The organism is Streptomyces sp. NBRC 109706 (genome assembly GCF_000974485.1).
In the GTDB taxonomy this organism is placed as follows: domain Bacteria; phylum Actinomycetota; class Actinomycetes; order Streptomycetales; family Streptomycetaceae; genus Streptomyces.
The window spans coordinates 436,053-455,385 of the sequence record NZ_BBOM01000010.1 but is presented as its reverse complement, the minus strand read 5'-3'; the positions used below and the strand labels follow the sequence as shown (position 1 = coordinate 455,385).

Below are 19,333 nucleotides of genomic sequence, written 5' to 3'. Positions count from 1 at the left end.
ACGTCATGGCGGCGGACCGGACCGCAGGGGTCGCGGCGGGGGCCCGTCGGCGGCTCGACCTGGTGGGCGACTGCGGGGACTGCCAGGGCCTGTGCTGTGTCGCGCTGCCCTTCACCGCCTCCGCCGACTTCGCCCACAGCAAGGACGCCGGCCACCCCTGCCCCCGGCTGGGCGCCGACTCCCGCTGCGGGATCCACGCGGAGCTGCGGGAGAGCGGCTACGCGGGATGCACGGTCTTCGACTGCTTCGGCGCCGGGCAGCGGATCTCCCGAGGCACCTTCGCCGGCCGGGACTGGCGCGACGATCCCGCGACCGCGCGCCGGATGTTCGCCGTCTTCCCCGTGCAGCGGCACCTGCACGAACTGCTCTGGTACCTGACCCAGGCCGAGGAACTGCCCGCCGCCGGCCCGCTGCGCCCCGCGCTGCAGGAGGCCGTCGCCGCCACCGAACGCCTGGTCGCGGCGGACGCCGAGACGCTGCTCGCCCTCGATGTGGCCGCGCACCGGGCCGAGGCCAACACGCTGCTACTGCGCGCCAGCGAACTGGCCAGGGCCGGGCAGCCGGCCCGCGACCGGTACGGCAGGGGCGCCGACCTGGTCGGCGCCCGGTTGCGGCGGGCGGATCTGCGCGGCGCCAACCTGCGGGGCGCGCTGCTGATCGCGGCCGATCTGCGCGAGGCCGACCTCGGGCGGGCCGATCTGATCGGCGCCGACCTCAGGGACGCGGACCTGCGCGGCGCGCGGCTCGCCGACGCGCTCTTCGTCACCCGGCCCCAACTCGCCGCCGCCAGGGGCGACGCCGACACCACCATCCCCGAGGGCCTGACCCGCCCCACCCACTGGACCACCGGCACGCGCCCCCGCCGCACACGCCAACCCCGACGCCGAGAAGCCACCAACCGCCCCGGCCGGTGAGAACGGCCAGCGCCCCCCTCCGCGCAGGCCGCCGCCGGGCCCGCCCCCAGGACACAGGGGCGCCGCCGCCGGCTGCGGGCCGGCCGCGATATCGCCGGTGCCCACGACGGACTCCGCTTCCCGTACCGCCGGCTCGACCGGCCCCGGGGTTTCCACGGGGTCCAGCCCGCCGTCGGTGCGCGTCGCGAAGGCCCCGGCCCCGGCGGCCCGGGATCGTAGGGGCGCGGCCGACGGCCTGCGGCGCCGGGCCGGTCGGTGATGTTCCCTGGTGCACACGGAGTGGCGGACGCGTGCCAGAGCCCGGTCGCCGGCTGCGGGCCGGCGTCGTCGGCGGCCTTTCGCCGGTGGCGTGTTCGGCGGCGTTGCCGGCTGCGGGTCGGTGGCGCCCGTGGTGGGCTGTGTCCGCGCTCCCCGGGTGGGGGTGCCCGCCGCACGCGGCTTGACGTTCGGGCGGCTTGGGCCCCGGGGGGTCAGTGGCCGCCGAGCAGGGACGGGAGTTTGCGCATGTCGTCGAAGACGGTGGTGTCGGGTCCTGCCAGCCAGTCGGCCGGGGTGAGGCCGCCGGCGTAGCCGAAGGCGTACATGCCGGCGGCGCGGGCCGCGCGCACCCCGTACTGGCTGTCCTCGACCACCGCGCAGCGCGCCGGGGCGACCCCCATCCGTTCGGCGGCGTGCAGGAAGAGATCCGGCTCCGGCTTGCCCCTGGCCACCTCGCTGGCACTGAAGATCCGGCCCTCGAACCGCTCGCGGAGCCCGGTGCGGCCCAGCGTGCGGCGCATCTTCTCGTGGCCGCCGCTGGAGGCGATGCAGCTCAGCGGCACCGTGAGCGCGTCCAGCGCCTCCGAGACGCCGTCCACCTCCGTCAGCTCCGCGTCGACCAGCAGCGCCAGGCGCCGCTGGTACTCCGCGCCCCAGCGGGCGGCCTTCGCCGCGCCGAGGCGCTCGGCTATCTGCTCCTGGACCGCCCGCTCGGAGCGGCCGAGGAAGCGGTCCACCACCTCGCCCTCGGTCAGCGGCCAGCCCAGCTCGGCCCCCAGGTCGAGACAGACCCGGAGGGCAAGCGGCTCGCTGTCCACCAGCACGCCGTCACAGTCGAAGATCACGAGGTCAAAGGGGGTAGCCACGCCAGGAACCCTAACCTGTCCGGGTGACAGCGAGCATGGCGTCGGCCGGGGACCGACCGACGAGGAACCCGTCGAAAAATTAGTTTTGTCGCGCTGTCGGATTCCGCGATGGTTCTTCGTCGTCCTGATGAACCGCCCGAAAGAGGAGAACGTCATGAAGTATGTGCTGTTTGTCGCCACCGATCCCGCCGGGGAGCCGACCGACGAGGATCCGGGGGCCTGGGTCGAGAAGTGGAACGGCCGGGGTGTCCGGATCGAGGGGATGCCGCTCAAGCCGGTCGCCGAGACCAGGACGGTCCGGGTCCGTGGCGACCGGGTGCTGGTCACCGACGGGCCGTTCGCCGAGACCACGGAGTGGATCGCCGGCTACGACCTCATCGAGGCCGCCGACCTCGACGAGGCCATCGAGGTCGCCGGCTCGCATCCGATGGCGACCGCCGGGCGCATCGAGATCCGGCCGGTCGAACCGCTCGACCACGGCCGGGACACCGGAAACGTCCCGCACGAGGGCGACGCGCCCGCCTCCCGTTTCCTCGGGATCTTCCGCACGGACCCGGGCGCGCCGCCGTTCGCCGTCGAACCCCCGGCGGTGGCGGAGTGGATCCGCGCGGGACGCGCCACCGGCCGCTACCTCGGCGGCGAGCATCTGCGCCCCGTCGAGGACGCCACCCTGGTGCGCCACCGGGGCGGGCGGCGGCTGGTCACCGACGGCCCGTACACGGAGGTGCGGGAGTGGGTCACCGGGCTGGTGTTCGTCGACGGCGGATGGGACGAGGCGATCGACTACCTGGCCCGTTGCCCGATGGCACGGTCGGGGATCGCCGAACTGCGCGAGTTCTGGACGGATCTGTGACGGGGGCCGGGCCGGCCGAGGCGCGGGCGGCGCTCGCCGAGGCGCACCGCGACGAGTGGGGCGTCGTGTTCGGCACGGTCGTGCGGCTGACCGGCGACTGGGAGCTGGCCGAGGACTGCGCGCAGGAGGCGTTCGCCCGCGCCCTGCCGGCCTGGGAACGGGACGGGGTGCCGCGCAGGCCGGGGGCATGGCTGGTGACCGCCGCCCGGCACCATGCCCTGGACGTGCTGCGCCGCCGGACGGCGGAGCGCGGCAGGCTGGCCCAGCTCGCCGCGGTCGAGGCGGTCCGCGAACCGCGGCCGCCCGGGGACGAACGGCTGCGGCTGGTGTTCACCTGCTGCCATCCGGCGCTGCCTCTCGAATCCCGGGTCGCGCTGACCCTCCGCGCGGTCTGCGGCCTCACCACCCGCGAGATCGCCCGCGCCTTCCTGGTCCGCGAGGACACCGTCGCGCAGCGGATCCTGCGGGCGAAACGCAAGATCGCGGCGGCCGGCATCCCGTACCGGGTCCCGCCCCCGGGGGCCCGCGCCGAACGGCTGGACGGGGTGCTCGCCGTCGTCTACCTCGTGTTCACCGAGGGGTACGCGCCGAGCGACGGGAGCACCGTCCGCGACGCCCTCGCCGAGGAGGCGATCCGGCTGGCCAGGCTGCTCGTCGCCGAGGCGCCGGACGAGCCGGAGGCGCGGGGGCTGCTCGCGCTGCTGCTGTGCCAGCACGCGCGGCGCGCCGCCAGGGTCGACGCGGACGGCGGTCTGGTCACCCTGGAACGCCAGGACCGGACGCGGTGGGACGGTGAGCTGATCGCCGAGGGGGTGGCCCTCGCCCGCACGGCGGTCGCGGCGGGTGGCCCCTACGCGCTCCAGGCGGCGATCGCCGCGCGGCATGCCGTCGCCCCGGTCGCCGCCGCGACCGACTGGGCGGCGATCGTGGCGCTGTACGACCGGCTGCTCGCCCTGCGGGCCAACCCGGTGGTGGCGCTCAACCGGGCCGTCGCCGTCGGGATGCGCGACGGGCCGCAGGCGCAGCTGGACGCCGTCGCCGCCCTCGGCGAGCCGGCTGAGCTGGCCGGGGCGCACGCGCTGCCGGCCGTCCGCGCGGACGCGCTGCGCCGTCTCGGTCGCGCCGGTGAGGCCGGGGCGGCCTATCGGGCGGCGGCGGCGCTCGCGCCGAACGAGGCGATCGCCGGGGAGTACGCTCGGCGGATCGCCGAGCTGGGAGAGCCACGACCGGAAGGTGCCGACCTTGCCCATATTGCCCATGACCAGTCCGAACTCCCCTGACGAAGAACGGGACTCGGGCGCGGTCGTCCTGCTGAGCGGCCCGCCCGGGGTGGGCAAGAGCACCGTCGCGCGGTTGCTGACCGAGGCGCCGGGGGAGCCCGCCAGCGCCTGGCTGCACGCGGACGACTACTGGGCGGTGCTCGGGCATGACGCCGTGCCGCCCTATCTGCCGGCGGCGCGGCACCAGAACGAGGTGGTCATCGGGGTGCTGGCGCGGGCGGCGGCCGGCTATGCGGCCGGTGGCTATCTGACGGTGGTGGACGGGGTGATCGGCCCGTGGTTCGTCGAACCCTTTCTGGCCGAGACCGTACGGGCGCTCGGCGCGACGCCGCACTATGTGGTGCTGCGCCCCGACCGGGAGACCACTCTGGAACGGGGCACGACCAGGCCCGATCATCCGTTGACCGATCCCGGGCCCATCGAGGCGATGTATCGACAGTTCGCCGATCTCGGCCGCTATGAGCGGCACGCCCTGGACACCACCGGCCAGCCCCCGGCGGCCACCGCCGACGCGGTACGCGCCGCGCTGGCCAGCGGGCGCTGCCGGCTCCCCGGGGGTTAAGGGTCGCCGGTGGTCGAGGCGATCACCCGGGGCGGTCGGTCGGCGTCCGGATGGCCGTACCAGGAGGGCGGGCCCACGGCCGTCGCCCCGAACCGGCGGCGGATCCGGTCCGCCACCGCCTCCGCGGCCCGGGCCCGGTCGTCGCCGGGGTCGAGGGAGAGCTGACGGGGCGCGGATTCGGCGGGCCGCAGATCCTCGGCGCGGACGGTGAAGGCGCGCACCCGGGCGCGTTGCAGCCCGAGCCCCGCCAGCAGTTCGAGCGCGGCCGAGGCGAGGGCGGGGGAGTGGTCGGTCGGCTCGGCCAGCCGCTTGGCGCGGGTGCTGGCGGAACGGTCGGCGTAGCGCACCGTCAGGATGACGCGGCCGGCGACCTGGCCGGCGCCGCGCAGCCGGTGGCCCAGATGCTCGACCAGCCCCAGCACCGAACGGTGTTGTCGCTCCGGATCGAGGCAGTCCCGCTCCAGCGCGAGATCGGCGGTCAGCCGCGCGGCCGGTTCCTCGGGGGCGACCGGACGGGGGTCGTGGCCCCGGGCGCGCTCGGCCAACAGCCGCGCCCGGCCGACGCCGAGGAGACGTTGCAGGGTGGCCGCCGGCAGATCGGCGATCTGGCCGATGGTGTGCAGCCCGTATCGGCCGAGGGTGGTCGCCAGGGAGCGGTCGACCTCGGGCAGCGCGGTGACCGGGCGGGGGCGCAGCCAGGCGGTGACCCGTTCGGCGGGGACCAGGACGACCTCTCCCGGCGCGGCCGTTTCGGCCGCCATGGCCGCCAGCATGCGGTTGCCGGCGAGCCCGGCGCGGGCGTCGATGCCGTGCAGCGCCTTCAGCCGCAGCTGCGCCAACTGGACCACCCGGTAGGGGGAGAGGTCGAAGTATCTGAGCGCCGACGTCAGATCGAGCTGGACGGCGTCCGGGGGGACGGCCTTGACATGCGGGGTGATCCCGGTCAGCAGGTCGAGGATGTCGGCATACCGCTCCCCGTCCGGCGCGGCGTCGGACGCGATATCCGGTGCGGTCAGGGAGAGATGGGCGATATGCCGCTGGCGCGGGCCCGTTCGGTCGTCCCCGGTCATCCGGCGCTCCCCGGGCTGGCGTGGCCGAACTTCCGCAGGTCGATCGAGGGGCTGCCGGCGGGCCGCAGATCGGCGTACGGGTGCAGCCTGGCGCCCGCGGTGCCGTCGGTCAGGGTGCGCCCCGGCTGGGCGGGGGTCGGGTGGGGGCGGTCGGCGCCGAGCAGGGCGAGCGCGGCCTCGGGGCCCTCGTCCCGGCGGGCGGCGGCGATCCGTTCGAGGTCCCAGGCCATCGTGCCCACCACGGTGCGACGGCCGCCGCGCACCTGGACCGTACCCCTGACCAGCAGCAGCCCGCTGTGGAAGACGGTGTGCGCGCAGGCCGGGTGGGAGTCCTCGAAGAACGCCAGGTCGACCAGGCCGGAGCCGTCCTCCAGGGTGACGAAGATGATGCGTTTGCCGCTGGCGATCGGCGGGGTCTGGGTCGAGGCGCGCGCGCCGGCGACGAGCACCCGTCGGCCGGGACGCAGCGCCGCCAGATGCGCGGCGTCGGTCGCGCCGATCTCCCGCAGCAGCCGGTGGTGGTGCTCCATCAGATGCCGGGAGACGTCGATGCCCAGGGTGCCCAGCTCGGCGCCCAGGGCCTCCCGGCCGGTCATCTCGGGGAGGCCGCTCGGCTCGGTCCCGCCCAGGGCGCCGGTGTCGATCGGCAGCTGTCCGGGGACCGCGGCCCCGGCGCGGGCGGCCCGGTGGAGTTCGGCGATCTCCAGCAGCAGGTCACGCCGGCTGAGCCGCCCGTCGTGGAGCGGGCCCAACGCCCCCACCTCGGCGAGGCGTTCGGCGACCGGCCGGCTGGGCCGCGCCCGCTGCCAGAAGTCCGACAGCGAGTCATAGGGCTGGCCCTCCTCGATCCGGGCGCACTCCTCCTCGCCGATGCCGTGCACCCCGGCCAGCGCCAGCCGCACCCCCCACTGCCCCTCGTCGGTGCGCTCCACGATGTGCCGGACCCGGGACCGGTTGACGTCGACGGGGAGGACCGTCACGCCCCGGCGGCGGGCGTCGGCGACCAGGACGCGCTTGGGCCACATGCCCGGATCGTGCTCCAGGAGGCCGGCCAGCAGAAACGCCGGATGGTGCGCCTTGAGCCAGGCGCTCTGCAGCGCCGGCACGGCGAAGGCGACCGCGTGGGCCCGGCAGAAGCCGTAGGCGCCGAAGGACTCGACGGTCTTCCAGACCTCGTCCCTGACGGCCGCCGAGTAGCCGCGTTCGCCCGCCGTGCGGTGGAACCAGTCCCTGATCCCCGGCAGCCGCTCCCGGTCCCCGAGCGCGCGTCGGGCGACCTCGGCCAGCGCGGGTTCGCAACCGGTCAGCACCGAAAGCGTCTCGATCACCTGCTCATGCCAGATGGTCACCCCGTAGGTGTCGGCGAGCACCGGCTCCAGATCCCGGTGGGCATAGGCCGGCGCGCCGCCGTGCCGGGCGGCGACATACCGTTCGGGCATCCCGCCGGCGACCGGGCCCGGACGGAAGAGGCTGATGTCCGCGATGACATCCTGTGGATCGCGCGGCTTGAGCCGGGAGAGCAGGTCCTGCTGGCCCGGCGATTCGAGCTGGAAGAGGCCCAGCGTCTCGCTCTCCTGGATGAGCTTGAACGCGAACGGGTCGTCGAGCGGCACCTGACGGGGATCGTCCAGGTCGACGCGGTCCCCGGTGGCCCGTTCCAGCTCGTCGACGGCATGGGCCATGGCCGACTGCATCCGGACGCCCAGGACGTCGAGCTTGATGTTGCCCAGCTTCTCGATCTCCTCCTTGGCGGCCATCGCCATGGGGTAGTCGCCCTGCGGGGTCGGCTGCACGGGCAGCCGGTCGAGCAGCGTCGCATCGCTGATCACCACGCCGCAGGGGTGCATGGCCATGCCGTGGACCAGGGAGTCCAGGCCCTCGGCGAGTTCCCACAGCGGCCCGTAGTCGTCCTTCTCGGCGGCCAGCGCCCGCAGTTCGGGCAGCTCGGCGAGCGCGCCGGTGATGTCCGACGCCCGCAGGTGCGGGAAGCTCTTGGCGATCCGGTCGACGTCCGCCGGCGGGATCCCCAGGGCGAGCCCGGTGTCCCGCAGCGCCCGGCGGGCCCGGTAGGTCTCGGGCATCGCGGTGACCGCGACCCGTTCCGCGCCGAACCGTTCGAAGATCGCGTCATAGCACTCCAACCGCCGGGCGGACTCCACGTCGATGTCGATATCGGGCAGCGACGCCCGGCGTTCGCTCAGAAAGCGTTCGAACAGCAGCCGGTGGTCGAGGGGGTTCGCGGTCGCGATGTCCAGCGCGTGGCAGACCATCGATCCGGCGCCCGAGCCCCGGGCGGCGACCCGGATGCCCTTGGCCCTGATATCGGCCACCACCTGGCCGACGGCGAGGAAGTACGCGTCGTATTCCAGCCGGGAGATCACGCCCAGCTCCGCGGCCAGCCGGTCGTGGGCGGCCCGGTCCCGGCCCAGCCCCCGGCGGGCCAGCCCCTCCTCGGCCCGCTGCCGCAGCGTCCTGGCGGCGCCGCCGGGTCCCGGGTCGGCGCCCAGCGCCTCGGGCTCCGGGAGATGCGGCCGGCCGAGCCCCAGATCGGCCGCCGGATCGACGACGCACGCGGCGGCCGTGGCGGCGGTGTCCGTCAGCAGCCGGTGCGCCCGCCGGGCGTCGGCGCCCGCGCACTCGGCGATCAGGCGCGCGACGTCCGCCATCTCCCCCTCGCTCTTGAGCCAGCGCTGTCCGCTGTCCAGCCGGCGCCGGTCGACGGGCCGCAACAGCCGTGCGGCGTCCAGCACATCGGCGAGACGGTGCTGGTCCCGGTCGGCGTAGCGGACGGCGTTGGAGAGCACGGCGGTGGTGCGGGTGCGGTCGGCCAGCGCCAGGGTGCGGGCGGCCAGCCGCAGCGATCCGGGCCCGGTGCCGAGGCGGTGGTGCGCGACGGCCTCCAGCCTGATCCCGTCGCCGAAGACCTCCCGCCAGGGCGTCAGCAGCTTCACCGCGACGTCCTCCCGGCCCACCGTCAGCGCGCGCACCGGTTCCGAGACGGGGCCGAGCAGCGCGGTCAGCCCCGGGCCGCCGTGTTCGCGCAGCGCCCGCCAGGGCACCACGGGCGTTCCGCCGGCCGAGGTGCCATGGGCGGCCGAGGTGATCCGGCAGAGCCGGGCCCACCCGGCCCGGTCCCGGGCGAGCAGCGTGAACCGCAGGGGCGGCTCGTCGACATGGGCGCCGCCGCGCGCCGGGGCGCGGGTCCTGCGGGCGGTGGGCGGCGGGGGCGCGACGGCCTCCACCGCCAGCTCGACGCCGAAGATCGGCCGTATCCCGTGCTCGGCACAGGACTCAGCGAACCGCACGGCACCGGTGACGGTGTCCCGGTCGGTGAGCGCGAGCGCCGTCATGCCGCGCTCGGCCGCCCTCAGGACCAGCTGTTCGGGATGGGCGGCGCCGTACCGCGCGGAGTAGCCGGACGCGACATGGGTGTGGACGAAGCCCGCCATGCCGCACCTCCCTCGCTCCGCCCCCGTTCCAGCCACTGACCCAGACGCGTTATCGCACCTCAGTTCGATTACTGTAAACCCTGTCGGCGCTGGTCAGCGACCTGGGTCGAACTCGTGATCGACTGCCGGGCGGGATGGGGAGGGTGGCCGAAAGGTGTTCCTCCGTCAGCCTCTTTACGGGGTGCTGGAGTTGGCGAAGTAGTGTGCGGTTTGGCACTGGGGCGGAAGGGGCGGGTGTTGCTGGCGGGGCCTGTGAGGAAAATGTGGCCAGCTCTTTACCTTGCCGGTGTGTGCGCCAGGGGTTACCAGTCCGTAATTTGGCAGAGGTTTTCGCTTGCGATCGAAAACCATGACCGAACATCCGGAGTGAGGGAGACACTCATGACATTACAGAGACGGTCGAAACGGTCGCGGCGCCTTCGGGGGGCCCTCCTCACCACTCTGCTGGCCGCTCCGTTGACGCTGCTGCCGGCCGGCAGCGGTGTCGCGGCGAGTGGGGGCGAGGGCGGCTGGAACAAGCCGGGCTGTACCTCCGAGCGTGAACGCCCCGTGGTGCTGGTGCACGGCACCGGCGGCAACGCGTGGCTGAGCTGGTTCGGCCTCGCGCCCTATCTGGTGGAGCGCGGGTACTGCGTCTACTCGCTGAACTACGGGCAGATGTCGGGCGTGCCGATCCTGCACGGGCTGGCGCCCATCGAGGGCTCGGCGGACCAACTCGCCGACTTCGTCGACGGGGTGCTCGCCACCACGGGGGCCGACGAGGTGGACATCGTCGGTCACTCCCAGGGTGGGATGATGCCCCGCTACTACCTGAAGCACCACCCCGAGGGCGAGGAGCAGGTCAACGCGCTGATCGCCCTCGCGCCCAGCACCAACGGCACCACGGCCAGCGGGCTGATCGCGCTGCTGGACCTCGTCCCCGGCCTGTCCGACTTCCTGAACGAGCACTCGCCGGTGTTCGTCCAGCAGGCCACCGGGTCGCGGTTCATCACCGAGTTGAACGAGGGCGGCTACACCCTGCCCGGCGTCGACTACACGGTGATCGGCACCAACCGCGACCACGTGATCACCCCGTACGACACCCAGTTCATCGATGAACCCGGGGTCACCAACGTGCTGCTCCAGGACCTCTGTCCGGAGAACGAGTCGGGGCATATGGCTCTCGCGCTCAGCGACGAGATGGCCTTCCACGAGGTGGCCAACGCGCTGGACCCGGCCAGTGCCGAGCCCACCGGATGCGAGCTCCTGCCGGAGTGACGGCGGCGTCGAGGGCCCCCGTTCCGGTGTTCCGGGCGGGGGCCCTCGGCGGTTTCGGCGCCGGGTCCCGGGGCGCGCCGCGGGTGTGATCGTCCTCACGGCGCCTCCCGTCGATGTGTCCCGCCGGCCGGTGTTGAGCGCGTGCCCCGCTGTTCGAGGGGGCGTCGGGAGGGCGGGGGACTCCGGGGGACGGCGCGGGCCCGGTTGACAGACTTAGGTGTGCCTAACCTAAATTATCGTGGGGTCGTCGCGCCGGACCGCGCCGCCAACGTCGGTCCAGGGCAACGCTGTTCACCCCGTATCCCCACTTCCCCCCACGAGACAGCCTCCCCAGACTGCCGCGACACCCGAGACAAGGGACGTCACCGACTCATGAGCATGTCCGGCCACGCACCAACCGTGCCCGTGCCCGTGCCCGCCACCCTGCCGAACTCCGCCCTGCTGGCCGCCGATCCCGAGGGGATCGCGGAAGTCGGGCGCCTGGTAGGCGAGTTGACCAGTGAAGCCGCGAAGGCACTCCGCCGCAGAGGCGGACCGCTGCCCCCCATGACCCCCACCGAGTTGGCCCATGTGGTCGACGCCCAGCTCCCCGAGGGCCCGCTGCCCGCCGAGGGCGGCGGCCGGGACGCGCTGCTCGCGCTGGCCCGCGCCTACGCCACCTACACCGTCGACCTGGCCGACCCCCGCGCCGCCGCCCACCTCCAGCCCCCGGCCCTGGGCGTGGCCACCGCGACCGACGTGCTGGCCTCCGCGTTCAACGCCTCCGTCGACACCTGGGACAGCGGTCCCTACGCGGTGGAGCTGGAGAGCCGGCTGGTACGCGCCCTGACCGCGCTGGCCGGCTACGGCCCGCGCGCCGACGGCGTGCTCACCCCGGGCGGCACCGCGTCCAACCTCCAGGCCCTGCTGATCGCCAGGGACGTCGCCCTGGGCGACCACCGCGACGTCAGGCTGCGCGGTCTGCTCGGCGTGGACGTCCAACCGGTCGTCTACTGCTCGGAGTTGGCGCACTTCTCGGTCGCCAGGGCCTGCGCGGTGCTGGGCCTCGGCGAGGGCGCGGTGCGCCCGCTGCCCGCCGACGCCGACCGCCGGATGGCGCCGGAGACGCTGGAACGGGCGCTCGCCGAACGCGCCGAGAACGAGCTGCCCATCGCCGTGGTCGCCACCGCGGGCACCACCGACTACGGCTCCATCGACCCGCTCCCCGAACTGGCCGCCGTCGCCAGGCGGCACGGGGTGCGGCTGCATGTGGACGCCGCCTACGGGGGCGGCGCGCTCTTCTCCGACCGGCTGCGCCCCCTGCTGCGGGGCCTCGAAGCGGCCGACTCGATCACCATCGACCTGCACAAGACCGCCTGGCAGCCGGCGGCCGCCAGCGTGCTGCTGGTGCGGGAGCGCACCGACCTCACCGCCAGCACCGGGCTGCGGGTCGCCTATCTCAACCCGGACGACGACGGCGCCGCCGGCTACGACGGGCTGCTCGGCCACTCCCTGGCCACCACCCGCAGGGCCGACGCGCTCAAGGTGGTCGCCACCTTCCTCGCGCTGGGCCGACGCGGCGTCGGCGCCCTGCTGGACACCTGCCACGACCTCGCCGGCCATGCCGCCGACGCCATCACCGCCCACCCGCGCCTGGAGCTGGTCGCCACCCCGGTGCTCACCACCGTGGTCTTCCGCTACCGGCCGGCCGAGGCCAACCGGGCGCACGCCGACGCCATCAACGGCGCGCTCCGCCGCCGGCTGCTGCGCCAGGGCCGGGCGCTGATAGGCCGCACCGACGATCTCGCCGGAACGGCGGAGACCGGTCGGGTGCGGCTGAAACTCACCCTGCTCAACCCGCAGGCGACCAAGGACGACATCCAGGAGCTGCTGGCCGCCGTTGACGCGGCCGGACGCGCCGTGGAGACGGAGGACTACGCGTGAGCGAACCGGAACTCGACCTCGCGGCGGTGGGCATCGGCCCGTTCAACCTCGCCCTGTCGGCGCTGGCCGACGAACTGCCCGAGCTGCGGTTCGCCGCCTTCGACCGGCGCGAGAGCTACGACTGGCACCCAGGGCTGATGTTCGACTGGGCCTCGCTCCAGGTGGGCTTCCTGGCCGACCTGGTCTCGCTGATCCGCCCCACCAGCCGCTGGTCCTTCCTCAACTACCTGGTCGAGCACGACCGGATGTACCCCTTCTACATCGCCGAACGCTTCCATGTGCCGCGCCGCGAGTACGCCGACTACTGCGCCTGGGCCGCCGCCCGACTGCCCGGCTGCCACTTCGGCACCGAGGTGACGGAGGTGGCCTGGCAGGAGGAGAGCCAACGCTGGCGGCTCACCCTGCGCGAGGTGGCCACCGGCGCCGTCCGTCACCAGCTGGCCCGCCATCTGGTGCTCGGCGTCGGCACCCAGCCGGCGCTCCCCGAACCGCTGCGCCGGCTCGCCGGCGAGCAGGTCTTCCACTCGGGCGAGTACCTGCACCGGATTGACGCGCTGGCCGAGGCCGGGGTGCGGGAGATCACCGTCGTCGGCTCGGGACAGTCGGGCGCCGAGGTCTTCCTCGACCTGCTGCGCCGCCAACGCGCCGCCGGCTGGGCCGTCAGCTGGCTCACCCGCTCCTGGGGCTTCGCGCCGCTGGACTACTCCAAGCTGGTCCTGGAATACACCACCCCCGCCTATATGCGGTACTTCAACGCCCTGCCGCCGGAGACCAGGGACCGGCTGGTCGCCTCCCAGTGGCAGCTCTACAAGGGCATCGACAGCGAGACCATCGACCTGATCCACCAGGAGCTGTACGACCACCTGCTGGACGGCGACCGGCCCCCCGTCACCCTGCTGCCCGCCACCGCAGTGCTGGGCGCCGAGGCGCTGCCGGACGGCGGGGGAGTGCGGCTGACCACCCGGCACGCCGACACCGAGCGGGAGACCACCCGCGACACCGGGGCGATCGTCGCCGCCACCGGCTATGCCGCGCGCCGCCCCGACTGTCTGGCGCCGGTGGAGAAGCTCATCGCCTGGGACCAGCACGGCCGTTACGACGTCTCCGAGGGGCACCGGGTGGCCACCGTTCCCGAGGTGACCGGCGGGCTCTTCGTGCAGAACGCCGAACTGCACACGCACGGCGCCGCCGCGCCCGACCTGGGCATCGGCGCCTACCGCAGCGCGCTCATCCTGAACGCGGTGACCGGCCGGGACGTCTTCCGCATCCCCCGGCACACCGCGTTCCAGACGTTCGGGCCCGATCCCGAGGCGCCGAACCGCTGAACGAACGGTCCGTGGACACGTTCGGGCACGGGGCCCGAAGTGGGGCACAATCGGCGGGATGAACGGGATGACAGTGCGTATCGACCCCCACTCGTCCGCGCCGCCCTACGAGCAACTGTGCGCCCAGGTCTCCGAACAGGCGCGCGGCGGCACGCTCCCGGTGGGGTACAGACTGCCCACGGTGCGGGCGCTCGCCGCCGAACTCGGCGTCGCCGCCGGCACCGTGGCCAAGGCGTACCGGACGTTGGAGGCCGACGGCGTGGTGGAGACCAGGGGCCGGCAGGGCACCTTTGTCGCCCCCGCCAGGGCCGCCGCCGCGCGCGAGGCGGCAGCGGCGGCCGAGACCTACGCGCGGCGGGTGCGGCGCCTCGGCCTGGACCGGGACGCCGCGCTGGCCGCCGCGACCGACGCCGTCCGCGCCGCCTACCAGGCCGACTGACCCGGCCGACCAGGTGTCAGCGGTTCGTCGACTCCCGCTCCCGGAACGGGAGTCGACGCCCCGGCGGCTACCAGCGGGAAGCGCCGCCGCCCCAGAGCCAGACGGCGGTGTCGGCGGGCAGCTGACCGCCCGTGATCCGCTCGCTGGCCAGCAGCACGCCCCAGTTCTTCGGCAGCGGGAACGGCTCCCCGGAGAAGTTCACCGCGCAGCGCAGCACCGGGGACCGCTCGAAGGCCAGCACCCCCTCCGGCATCTCCAGCCAGCGCAGCGTGCCGCTGTCGAAGCCGGACTGCTCCCTGCGCAGCCGCAGCGCCGAGCGGTACAGCTCCAACATCGACCAGGGGATGCCGGACTGCGCCTGCGCCGTCAGGGCCTTCCACTCCCCGGGCTGCGGCAGCCACGCCTCGGTGCCCTTCGGGCCGAAACCGAACGGCTCGTCAAGACCCGACCAGGGCAGCGGCACCCGACAGCCGTCCCGGCCGCGCACGGCGCCACCCGACCGCCGGAACGTGGGGTCGGCGAGCACCTCGTCGGGCAGGTCCTCCACCTCCCACAGGCCCAGCTCCTCGCCCTGGTAGAGATAGGCGCTGCCGGGCAGCGCGAGCGTCAGCAGCGCCGCCGCCCTGGCCCTGCGGGTGCCCAGCTCCAGATCGGCGGGCCCGGCCTTGACGTCGTGCTCATGGGTCTGGGTGTCCCCCCGCCCGTAACGGGTCACGTGCCGGGGCACATCGTGGTTGGAGAGCACCCAGGTGGGCGGCGCGTCCACGGTGGCCAGGCTGGTCACGGCGCGGTCGATCACCTCCCGCATGGCGTTCGGCTCCCAGGAGGACTTCAGGAAGGGGAAGTTGAACGCGGTGTGCAGTTCGTCCTGGCGCAGGTAGTCGACCAGCCGGTCCTCCCGGACATGCGCCTCGGCCACGAAGAGCCGGTCGCCCGCGTAGGAGTCCGCGATCTTGCGCCAGGTCTGGTAGATCTCGTGGACCCCCTCCTGATCCCAGTGCGGGTGGTCCTCCTTGTGCCGCTCGTGCTCGAACAGCGCGTCGTCGGGGATGCCCAGATCGGGCAGCGCCGGATCCTTCGCCAACCCGTGCGCCACATCGATGCGGAACCCGTCCACGCCACGGTCGAACCAGAACCGCAGGATGGACTCGAACTCCGCCCGCACCTCCCGGCTGGCCCAGTTGAGATCGGGCTGCTCGGACGCGAACAGGTGCAGGTACCACTGCCCGGGGCTGCCGTCGGCCTCGGTGACCCTGGTCCAGGCCGGGCCGCCGAACCGGCTGCGCCAGTCGTTGGGCGGCCGCGAGCCGTCCGGCCCGGTACCGTCCCTGAAGACATAGCGGTCCCGCTCCGGCGAACCGGGCGGCGCGGCGACCGCCTCGACGAACCAACGGTGTTGGTCCGATGTGTGGTTGGGGACGATGTCCAGCACGACGCGCATCCCGCGGGTGTGCGCCTCGGCGATCAGCTCCTCGGCCTCGGCGAGTGTGCCGAAGAGCGGGTCGATGTTGCGGTAGTCGGCGACGTCGTAGCCGCCGTCCGCCATCGGCGATGGATACCAGGGGTTGATCCACAGCGCGTCCACCCCCAGTTCCTGGAGGTAGGGCAACCGCGCGCGGAGACCGGCGATATCGCCGATCCCGTCGCCGTTGCCGTCGGCGAAGCTTCTGATGTAGACCTGGTAGATGACGGCGTCACGCCACCATGGCGTGGCCGACTTCTGGTCTGTGCGGGTGCGGGGCACGTATCTTCCATTCCTCTTGCGAGTTGACCCTGGGAGATGCGCGGTCGGGGGGCGGCTCACCGCGCGGTTGTGCGGCTGTGCTGGTCCGGTTCAGGTCCCGGCCGAGGTAGTGGAGTGATATCGGGGCGGATGTTCCCTAGCCGCGCCGGTGGTGCCCCGGACGACCAGCCGGGTCGGCACCACCACCTGGGCGGGTTCCTCGCTGCTGCCGGACAGCGCGTCCAGTATCTGGCCGGCGAGCAACTCGCCCTGGTGGGCTACGGGTTGCGCGATCGTGGTGAGATCGAGCAGCTCGGCCGTCTCGTGGTTGTCGAACCCGATGACCGAGACATCGTGGGGGGCGCGAAGCCCCATGCGGCCCAACGTCCGCAGGGCGCCGAACGCCATCTGGTCCGACTCCGCGAAGACGGCGGTGGGCGGCACCGGCAGGCTCAGCAGCTGTGCCATCGCTGACGCACCCTTGTCGATACTCAGATGACCCGGCACTTCCAGATCCGGGTCGTACGGAATCCCGGCCTGCGCGAGCACCGTGCGGTAGGCGTGCTGGCGAACGATCGGGCTGGTGAAGCCCCGGGGATCTCCGGGGGCGGCGGTGATCATACCGATCCGGCGGTGCCCCAGGTTAATGAGATGGCGGACGGCGGTGCTCGCGCCCTCCGCGTTGTCGATGGAGACGTGCCAACAGCCGGGAATGCGGGTGCCGAGCACGGCGATCGGCACCTCCATCGACACCAGCGCCTCGCTCTCGGCGGTGGACAGCGGGAGGTTGAGCACGATCAAGGCGTCCACCCGGCGGCGCAGCGGCATCCTGGCGAAGAACCGCTCGTGCACGCGCTCGTCCCCGAGGTTGTACAGCAGCAGATCCAGATCGTGGGCGCGGAGCACCGAATCGATCCCGGACAGCACCTGGCTGTAGAACCAGCGGTTGACGAACGGCAGGACCACGCCGACCGTCCCCGTGCGCCCCGAGGCCAGCGAGGAGGCGTGCGGCGAGATCGAGTACGACAGCTCCTCGGCGGCGCGCAGCACGCGCGCCCGGGTCGCCTCCGACACGTTCGGCAGCCCGCGCAGGGCGCGGGAGACGGTCGCGGTGGACACCTCCGCGCGCCGAGCCACATCCATGATGCTCGCGGCCATAACCCTCCGATCACGGCAGTGAGCCGAACGTACTGCCGATCCCCGAGGGAATGCAATCGCTTACATGAAAAGATCTTGTGTTTTTGGCCAACTCAGGCCATGCAAGGCCCGGTTACCACCCTCTCCACGACTGAAACCCCGACAGGCGATCCTGTAAACGTGTGCAGCGCGGCGTTCACATGCCACGGCCCGACCGCCCGCGCCTCTCGGCGTCGAACGATCGGGCCGACGGACGAGCCGCCCCCGCCGGGTCAGCCGTTCAGCCGCTCCAGCGCCGCCTCGGCGGTCTCGGTGAACTCCGCGACCGGTGCCTGTGACAGTGTGCCCATCTGGCCCCAGCGAACCACCGTGACCTTGCTCCCGTCACGGATCACGGCGAACAGGTTGACATCGTGTCCGGCCTCCTCGGGCGCTGTCCACACGCCGAAGATCCGGCCGTAGTCCGCGTTCTCCAACTCGCCGAACTCGTCCCAGGAGGCGGTGCCCCCCGGGTTCTGCCACAGCCAGTCGGAGGCGCAGTCGGTGCCCGCCTCGTGCAGCACCTCGACCAGGAGGGCCGCCTCGCTCTCGTCGCCGAGGTCCACCACCACCTGGCTGGCGGTGGCGTCCAACTCCGTCCAGTACTCCTGGTGTGCCGTGCTGCCGTCCTCCGCGTCGGGCAGCAGCGCCCCGAAGCAGAACACCGGCACCTCGGGCCTCCCCTCACCGGGGCCCGCGGTGTACCAGCCCCAGTCATGGGGCGGCAGTTCGTCCGTGCTGACAAAGGCGGTGTCCGGTATCGCGGCGGCCGCCACCACCTCGTCGGTGGTGGCGCTCGCCTCGTCGGCGGTCGCCGTGCTGGCGAGCGTCGTCGAGGCCAACGCGCAGGCTCCGACGGCCGCGCCGATCGTGAGCGCGAGGCCGCGTCCGGAGAACCGGGTGTGCCGCATGGCTCCATCCCCCCTCGGGTGTCGTCGAGTCATCGAAATGATCATCGAATGGATATCTCGGGAGCAGCGTGCGGTCGGCCGACACCCGGCCACAAGCGTCCCGGCCCCATCTGGGACGGTGGAACGCCTGAGACGCCTCTGACGTCGAACAACGTGATGTCCCTGGGACGCGGAACGGGACGCGGAACGGGACAGGGCACAACGGGGAGAGCCGATGGAAAACACGCCGACCGAGGTCTTCGCGGCCCGGCTGCGCGCGCTCAAGGAGCGCTCGGGCCAGAGCTTCGGCAGTCTGGCCAAGCGGACGCACACCAGCACCTCGACGCTGCACCGCTACTGCTCGGGCGCGGTGCTCCCCGCCGACTACGCGCCCGTCGAGCGCCTGGCGCGCGCCTGCGGCGCCGAGCGGGACGAGCTGTTGGCGCTGCACCGGCTCTGGCTGCTGGCCGACAGCGCCAGGGGCCGCGCCGCGCCGCCCGAGCCGGCGCCGCCCGTCGCCGCCGAGCGCGCTCCGCGGGACGCCGCGCCCGCCCCGGCTCCCGCGCCGGCGCCCGCCCCCCGGCGGCGCCCGCTGTGGCTGGCGGCCGCCGTGGTGGCGGCGCTGGTCGGATTAGGCGTGTTCTGGTCCCTCGGCCCCGGCGATCCGGACGCCGACGCCCGTTCCGCCCGCCCACAGGCCGCCGACGACACGGCCGAGGCCGCCTCGCTGGACTACAGCGCCCGCTCGCATGTCTGGGCCGAGGGCTGCGCCCACCGCTATCTCGTGGACCGCGATCCGAGCCTGGTGCCACCGCCCCCGCTCGCCCAGGACGCGGAACGCTGGGCGCTCGAACAGGGCGCGGTGCACGGGGAGTCCACCATCGTGGAGGCCACCGTCCGGGGCACCACGGCCGATCCCGTGGTGATCGAGGCGCTGCATGTCCGCGTCGCCGAACGGCGCGCGCCGCTCGACTGGACGGCCTACGACATGTCCCCCGGCTGCGGCGGGGCCCTCACCCCGGCCGCCTACGAGGTGGACCTGGACGCCGAACGGCCGGTGGTCCGCGCCAGGGAGGGGTACGACGGCGACGCGGGGGAGCGGCTGTCCGCGCCGACGCTGCCGTTCGCCGTCAGCCTGGACGAGCCGCTGGTCCTGCGCGTCGAGGCGCGCACCACCGGTTGCGACTGCGACTGGTACATCGAGTTGGAGTGGAGCGCCGGCGACCGGAGCGGCACCCTGCGCCTCGACGACGGCGGGCTGCCGTTCCGCACCAGCGGCGACGGCTCCGCCGAGGCCCTGGTGCACTTCCCGGAGCTGGGCGGCTGGACGGGCGGTTGACCGGCGGCC

The 19,333-nt window shown here is 73.6% G+C and carries 15 protein-coding genes; 9 read left to right on the top strand and 6 right to left on the bottom strand.

Annotated elements, in window-relative coordinates; translation table 11 throughout:
- Positions 1-5: 5 nt before the first annotated feature.
- The gene (locus AOM46_RS24450; protein WP_078857165.1) at positions 6-914 is read left to right on the top strand and encodes a pentapeptide repeat-containing protein; all 909 of its coding nucleotides are present in this window, start codon (positions 6-8) and stop codon (positions 912-914) included.
- A 470-nt stretch (positions 915-1,384) separates the two neighbouring features.
- Here the strand turns inward: AOM46_RS24450 and AOM46_RS24445 are convergent, their stop codons facing one another.
- On the bottom strand, positions 1,385-2,038 hold the full coding sequence (locus tag AOM46_RS24445) for an HAD family phosphatase (RefSeq protein ID WP_062215010.1): 654 nt from the start codon (positions 2,036-2,038) through the stop codon (positions 1,385-1,387).
- 154 nt (positions 2,039-2,192) lie between these two features.
- On the opposite strand from AOM46_RS24445, the gene AOM46_RS24440 reads away from it, so the two are divergent.
- The 3 genes from AOM46_RS24440 to AOM46_RS24430 are packed head-to-tail and all read left to right on the top strand — an operon-like array spanning position 2,193 to position 4,733.
- Positions 2,193-2,891 carry a YciI family protein gene (locus AOM46_RS24440; RefSeq protein WP_062215008.1) on the top strand — a complete coding sequence of 233 codons (699 nt, stop codon included), beginning with the start codon at positions 2,193-2,195 and terminating at the stop codon, positions 2,889-2,891.
- Positions 2,888-4,171: an RNA polymerase sigma factor gene (locus AOM46_RS24435; protein ID WP_062215006.1), complete on the top strand. Its 1,284-nt coding sequence runs from the start codon at positions 2,888-2,890 to the stop codon at positions 4,169-4,171. The genes AOM46_RS24440 and AOM46_RS24435 overlap by 4 nt, the downstream gene beginning before the upstream one ends.
- Positions 4,149-4,733, top strand: coding sequence for an AAA family ATPase (locus tag AOM46_RS24430; RefSeq protein WP_062215004.1), 585 nt, complete (start codon positions 4,149-4,151; stop codon positions 4,731-4,733). The genes AOM46_RS24435 and AOM46_RS24430 overlap by 23 nt, the downstream gene beginning before the upstream one ends.
- On the opposite strand, the gene AOM46_RS24425 is transcribed toward AOM46_RS24430, so the two are convergent.
- Together AOM46_RS24425 and AOM46_RS24420 are read right to left on the bottom strand one after the other, a co-directional pair.
- Positions 4,730-5,803 (bottom strand): ImpB/MucB/SamB family protein, encoded by a 1,074-nt coding sequence (locus AOM46_RS24425; RefSeq protein ID WP_078857149.1) that lies wholly within the window; start codon positions 5,801-5,803, stop codon positions 4,730-4,732. The genes AOM46_RS24430 and AOM46_RS24425 overlap by 4 nt on opposite strands.
- The gene (locus AOM46_RS24420) at positions 5,800-9,252 is read right to left on the bottom strand and encodes a DNA polymerase III subunit alpha (protein WP_062215002.1); all 3,453 of its coding nucleotides are present in this window, start codon (positions 9,250-9,252) and stop codon (positions 5,800-5,802) included. The genes AOM46_RS24425 and AOM46_RS24420 overlap by 4 nt, the downstream gene beginning before the upstream one ends.
- Before the next feature lie 381 nt (positions 9,253-9,633).
- Here AOM46_RS24420 and AOM46_RS24415 point away from each other — a divergent pair, with 381 nt between their 5' ends.
- The 4 genes from AOM46_RS24415 (at position 9,634) to AOM46_RS24400 (ending at position 14,196) form a co-directional block, all read left to right on the top strand.
- Positions 9,634-10,509 carry an alpha/beta fold hydrolase gene (locus AOM46_RS24415; protein ID WP_062215001.1) on the top strand — a complete coding sequence of 292 codons (876 nt, stop codon included), beginning with the start codon at positions 9,634-9,636 and terminating at the stop codon, positions 10,507-10,509.
- Between the two features lie 372 nt (positions 10,510-10,881).
- Positions 10,882-12,432: a pyridoxal-dependent decarboxylase gene (locus tag AOM46_RS24410; RefSeq protein ID WP_107080162.1), complete on the top strand. Its 1,551-nt coding sequence runs from the start codon at positions 10,882-10,884 to the stop codon at positions 12,430-12,432.
- Positions 12,429-13,757: a lysine N(6)-hydroxylase/L-ornithine N(5)-oxygenase family protein gene (locus AOM46_RS24405; protein ID WP_062214999.1), complete on the top strand. Its 1,329-nt coding sequence runs from the start codon at positions 12,429-12,431 to the stop codon at positions 13,755-13,757. The genes AOM46_RS24410 and AOM46_RS24405 overlap by 4 nt, the downstream gene beginning before the upstream one ends.
- Before the next feature lie 67 nt (positions 13,758-13,824).
- Positions 13,825-14,196, top strand: a complete 372-nt coding sequence (locus AOM46_RS24400) for a GntR family transcriptional regulator (protein ID WP_062214997.1) — start codon at positions 13,825-13,827, stop codon at positions 14,194-14,196.
- A 67-nt stretch (positions 14,197-14,263) separates the two neighbouring features.
- Here the strand turns inward: AOM46_RS24400 and AOM46_RS24395 are convergent, their stop codons facing one another.
- The 3 genes from AOM46_RS24395 to AOM46_RS24385 all read right to left on the bottom strand — a co-directional run bounded on the left by AOM46_RS24395 (position 14,264) and on the right by AOM46_RS24385 (position 18,006).
- Positions 14,264-15,940 carry a glycoside hydrolase family 13 protein gene (locus AOM46_RS24395; RefSeq protein ID WP_062214995.1) on the bottom strand — a complete coding sequence of 559 codons (1,677 nt, stop codon included), beginning with the start codon at positions 15,938-15,940 and terminating at the stop codon, positions 14,264-14,266.
- A gap of 90 nt (positions 15,941-16,030) precedes the next feature.
- Positions 16,031-17,077 carry a LacI family DNA-binding transcriptional regulator gene (locus AOM46_RS24390; RefSeq protein WP_062214993.1) on the bottom strand — a complete coding sequence of 349 codons (1,047 nt, stop codon included), beginning with the start codon at positions 17,075-17,077 and terminating at the stop codon, positions 16,031-16,033.
- Between the two features lie 251 nt (positions 17,078-17,328).
- Positions 17,329-18,006 (bottom strand): hypothetical protein, encoded by a 678-nt coding sequence (locus tag AOM46_RS24385; RefSeq protein WP_062214991.1) that lies wholly within the window; start codon positions 18,004-18,006, stop codon positions 17,329-17,331.
- Between the two features lie 214 nt (positions 18,007-18,220).
- Here AOM46_RS24385 and AOM46_RS24380 point away from each other — a divergent pair, with 214 nt between their 5' ends.
- Positions 18,221-19,324: a helix-turn-helix transcriptional regulator gene (locus tag AOM46_RS24380; protein WP_062214989.1), complete on the top strand. Its 1,104-nt coding sequence runs from the start codon at positions 18,221-18,223 to the stop codon at positions 19,322-19,324.
- Positions 19,325-19,333: the final 9 nt, after the last annotated feature.

Bases quoted from the DNA above. Each gene is read 5' to 3' on its own strand.
- AOM46_RS24450 (WP_078857165.1), top strand. From the start codon at position 6: ATGGCGGCGGACCGGACCGCAGGGGTCGCGGCGGGGGCCCGTCGGCGG.
- AOM46_RS24440 (WP_062215008.1), top strand. From the start codon at position 2,193: ATGAAGTATGTGCTGTTTGTCGCCACCGATCCCGCCGGGGAGCCGACC.
- AOM46_RS24430 (WP_062215004.1), top strand. From the start codon at position 4,149: ATGACCAGTCCGAACTCCCCTGACGAAGAACGGGACTCGGGCGCGGTC.
- AOM46_RS24425 (WP_078857149.1), bottom strand. From the start codon at position 5,803: ATGACCGGGGACGACCGAACGGGCCCGCGCCAGCGGCATATCGCCCAT.
- AOM46_RS24420 (WP_062215002.1), bottom strand. From the start codon at position 9,252: ATGGCGGGCTTCGTCCACACCCATGTCGCGTCCGGCTACTCCGCGCGG.
- AOM46_RS24415 (WP_062215001.1), top strand. From the start codon at position 9,634: ATGACATTACAGAGACGGTCGAAACGGTCGCGGCGCCTTCGGGGGGCC.
- AOM46_RS24410 (WP_107080162.1), top strand. From the start codon at position 10,882: ATGAGCATGTCCGGCCACGCACCAACCGTGCCCGTGCCCGTGCCCGCC.
- AOM46_RS24400 (WP_062214997.1), top strand. From the start codon at position 13,825: ATGACAGTGCGTATCGACCCCCACTCGTCCGCGCCGCCCTACGAGCAA.
- AOM46_RS24390 (WP_062214993.1), bottom strand. From the start codon at position 17,077: ATGGCCGCGAGCATCATGGATGTGGCTCGGCGCGCGGAGGTGTCCACC.
- AOM46_RS24385 (WP_062214991.1), bottom strand. From the start codon at position 18,006: ATGCGGCACACCCGGTTCTCCGGACGCGGCCTCGCGCTCACGATCGGC.
- AOM46_RS24380 (WP_062214989.1), top strand. From the start codon at position 18,221: ATGGAAAACACGCCGACCGAGGTCTTCGCGGCCCGGCTGCGCGCGCTC.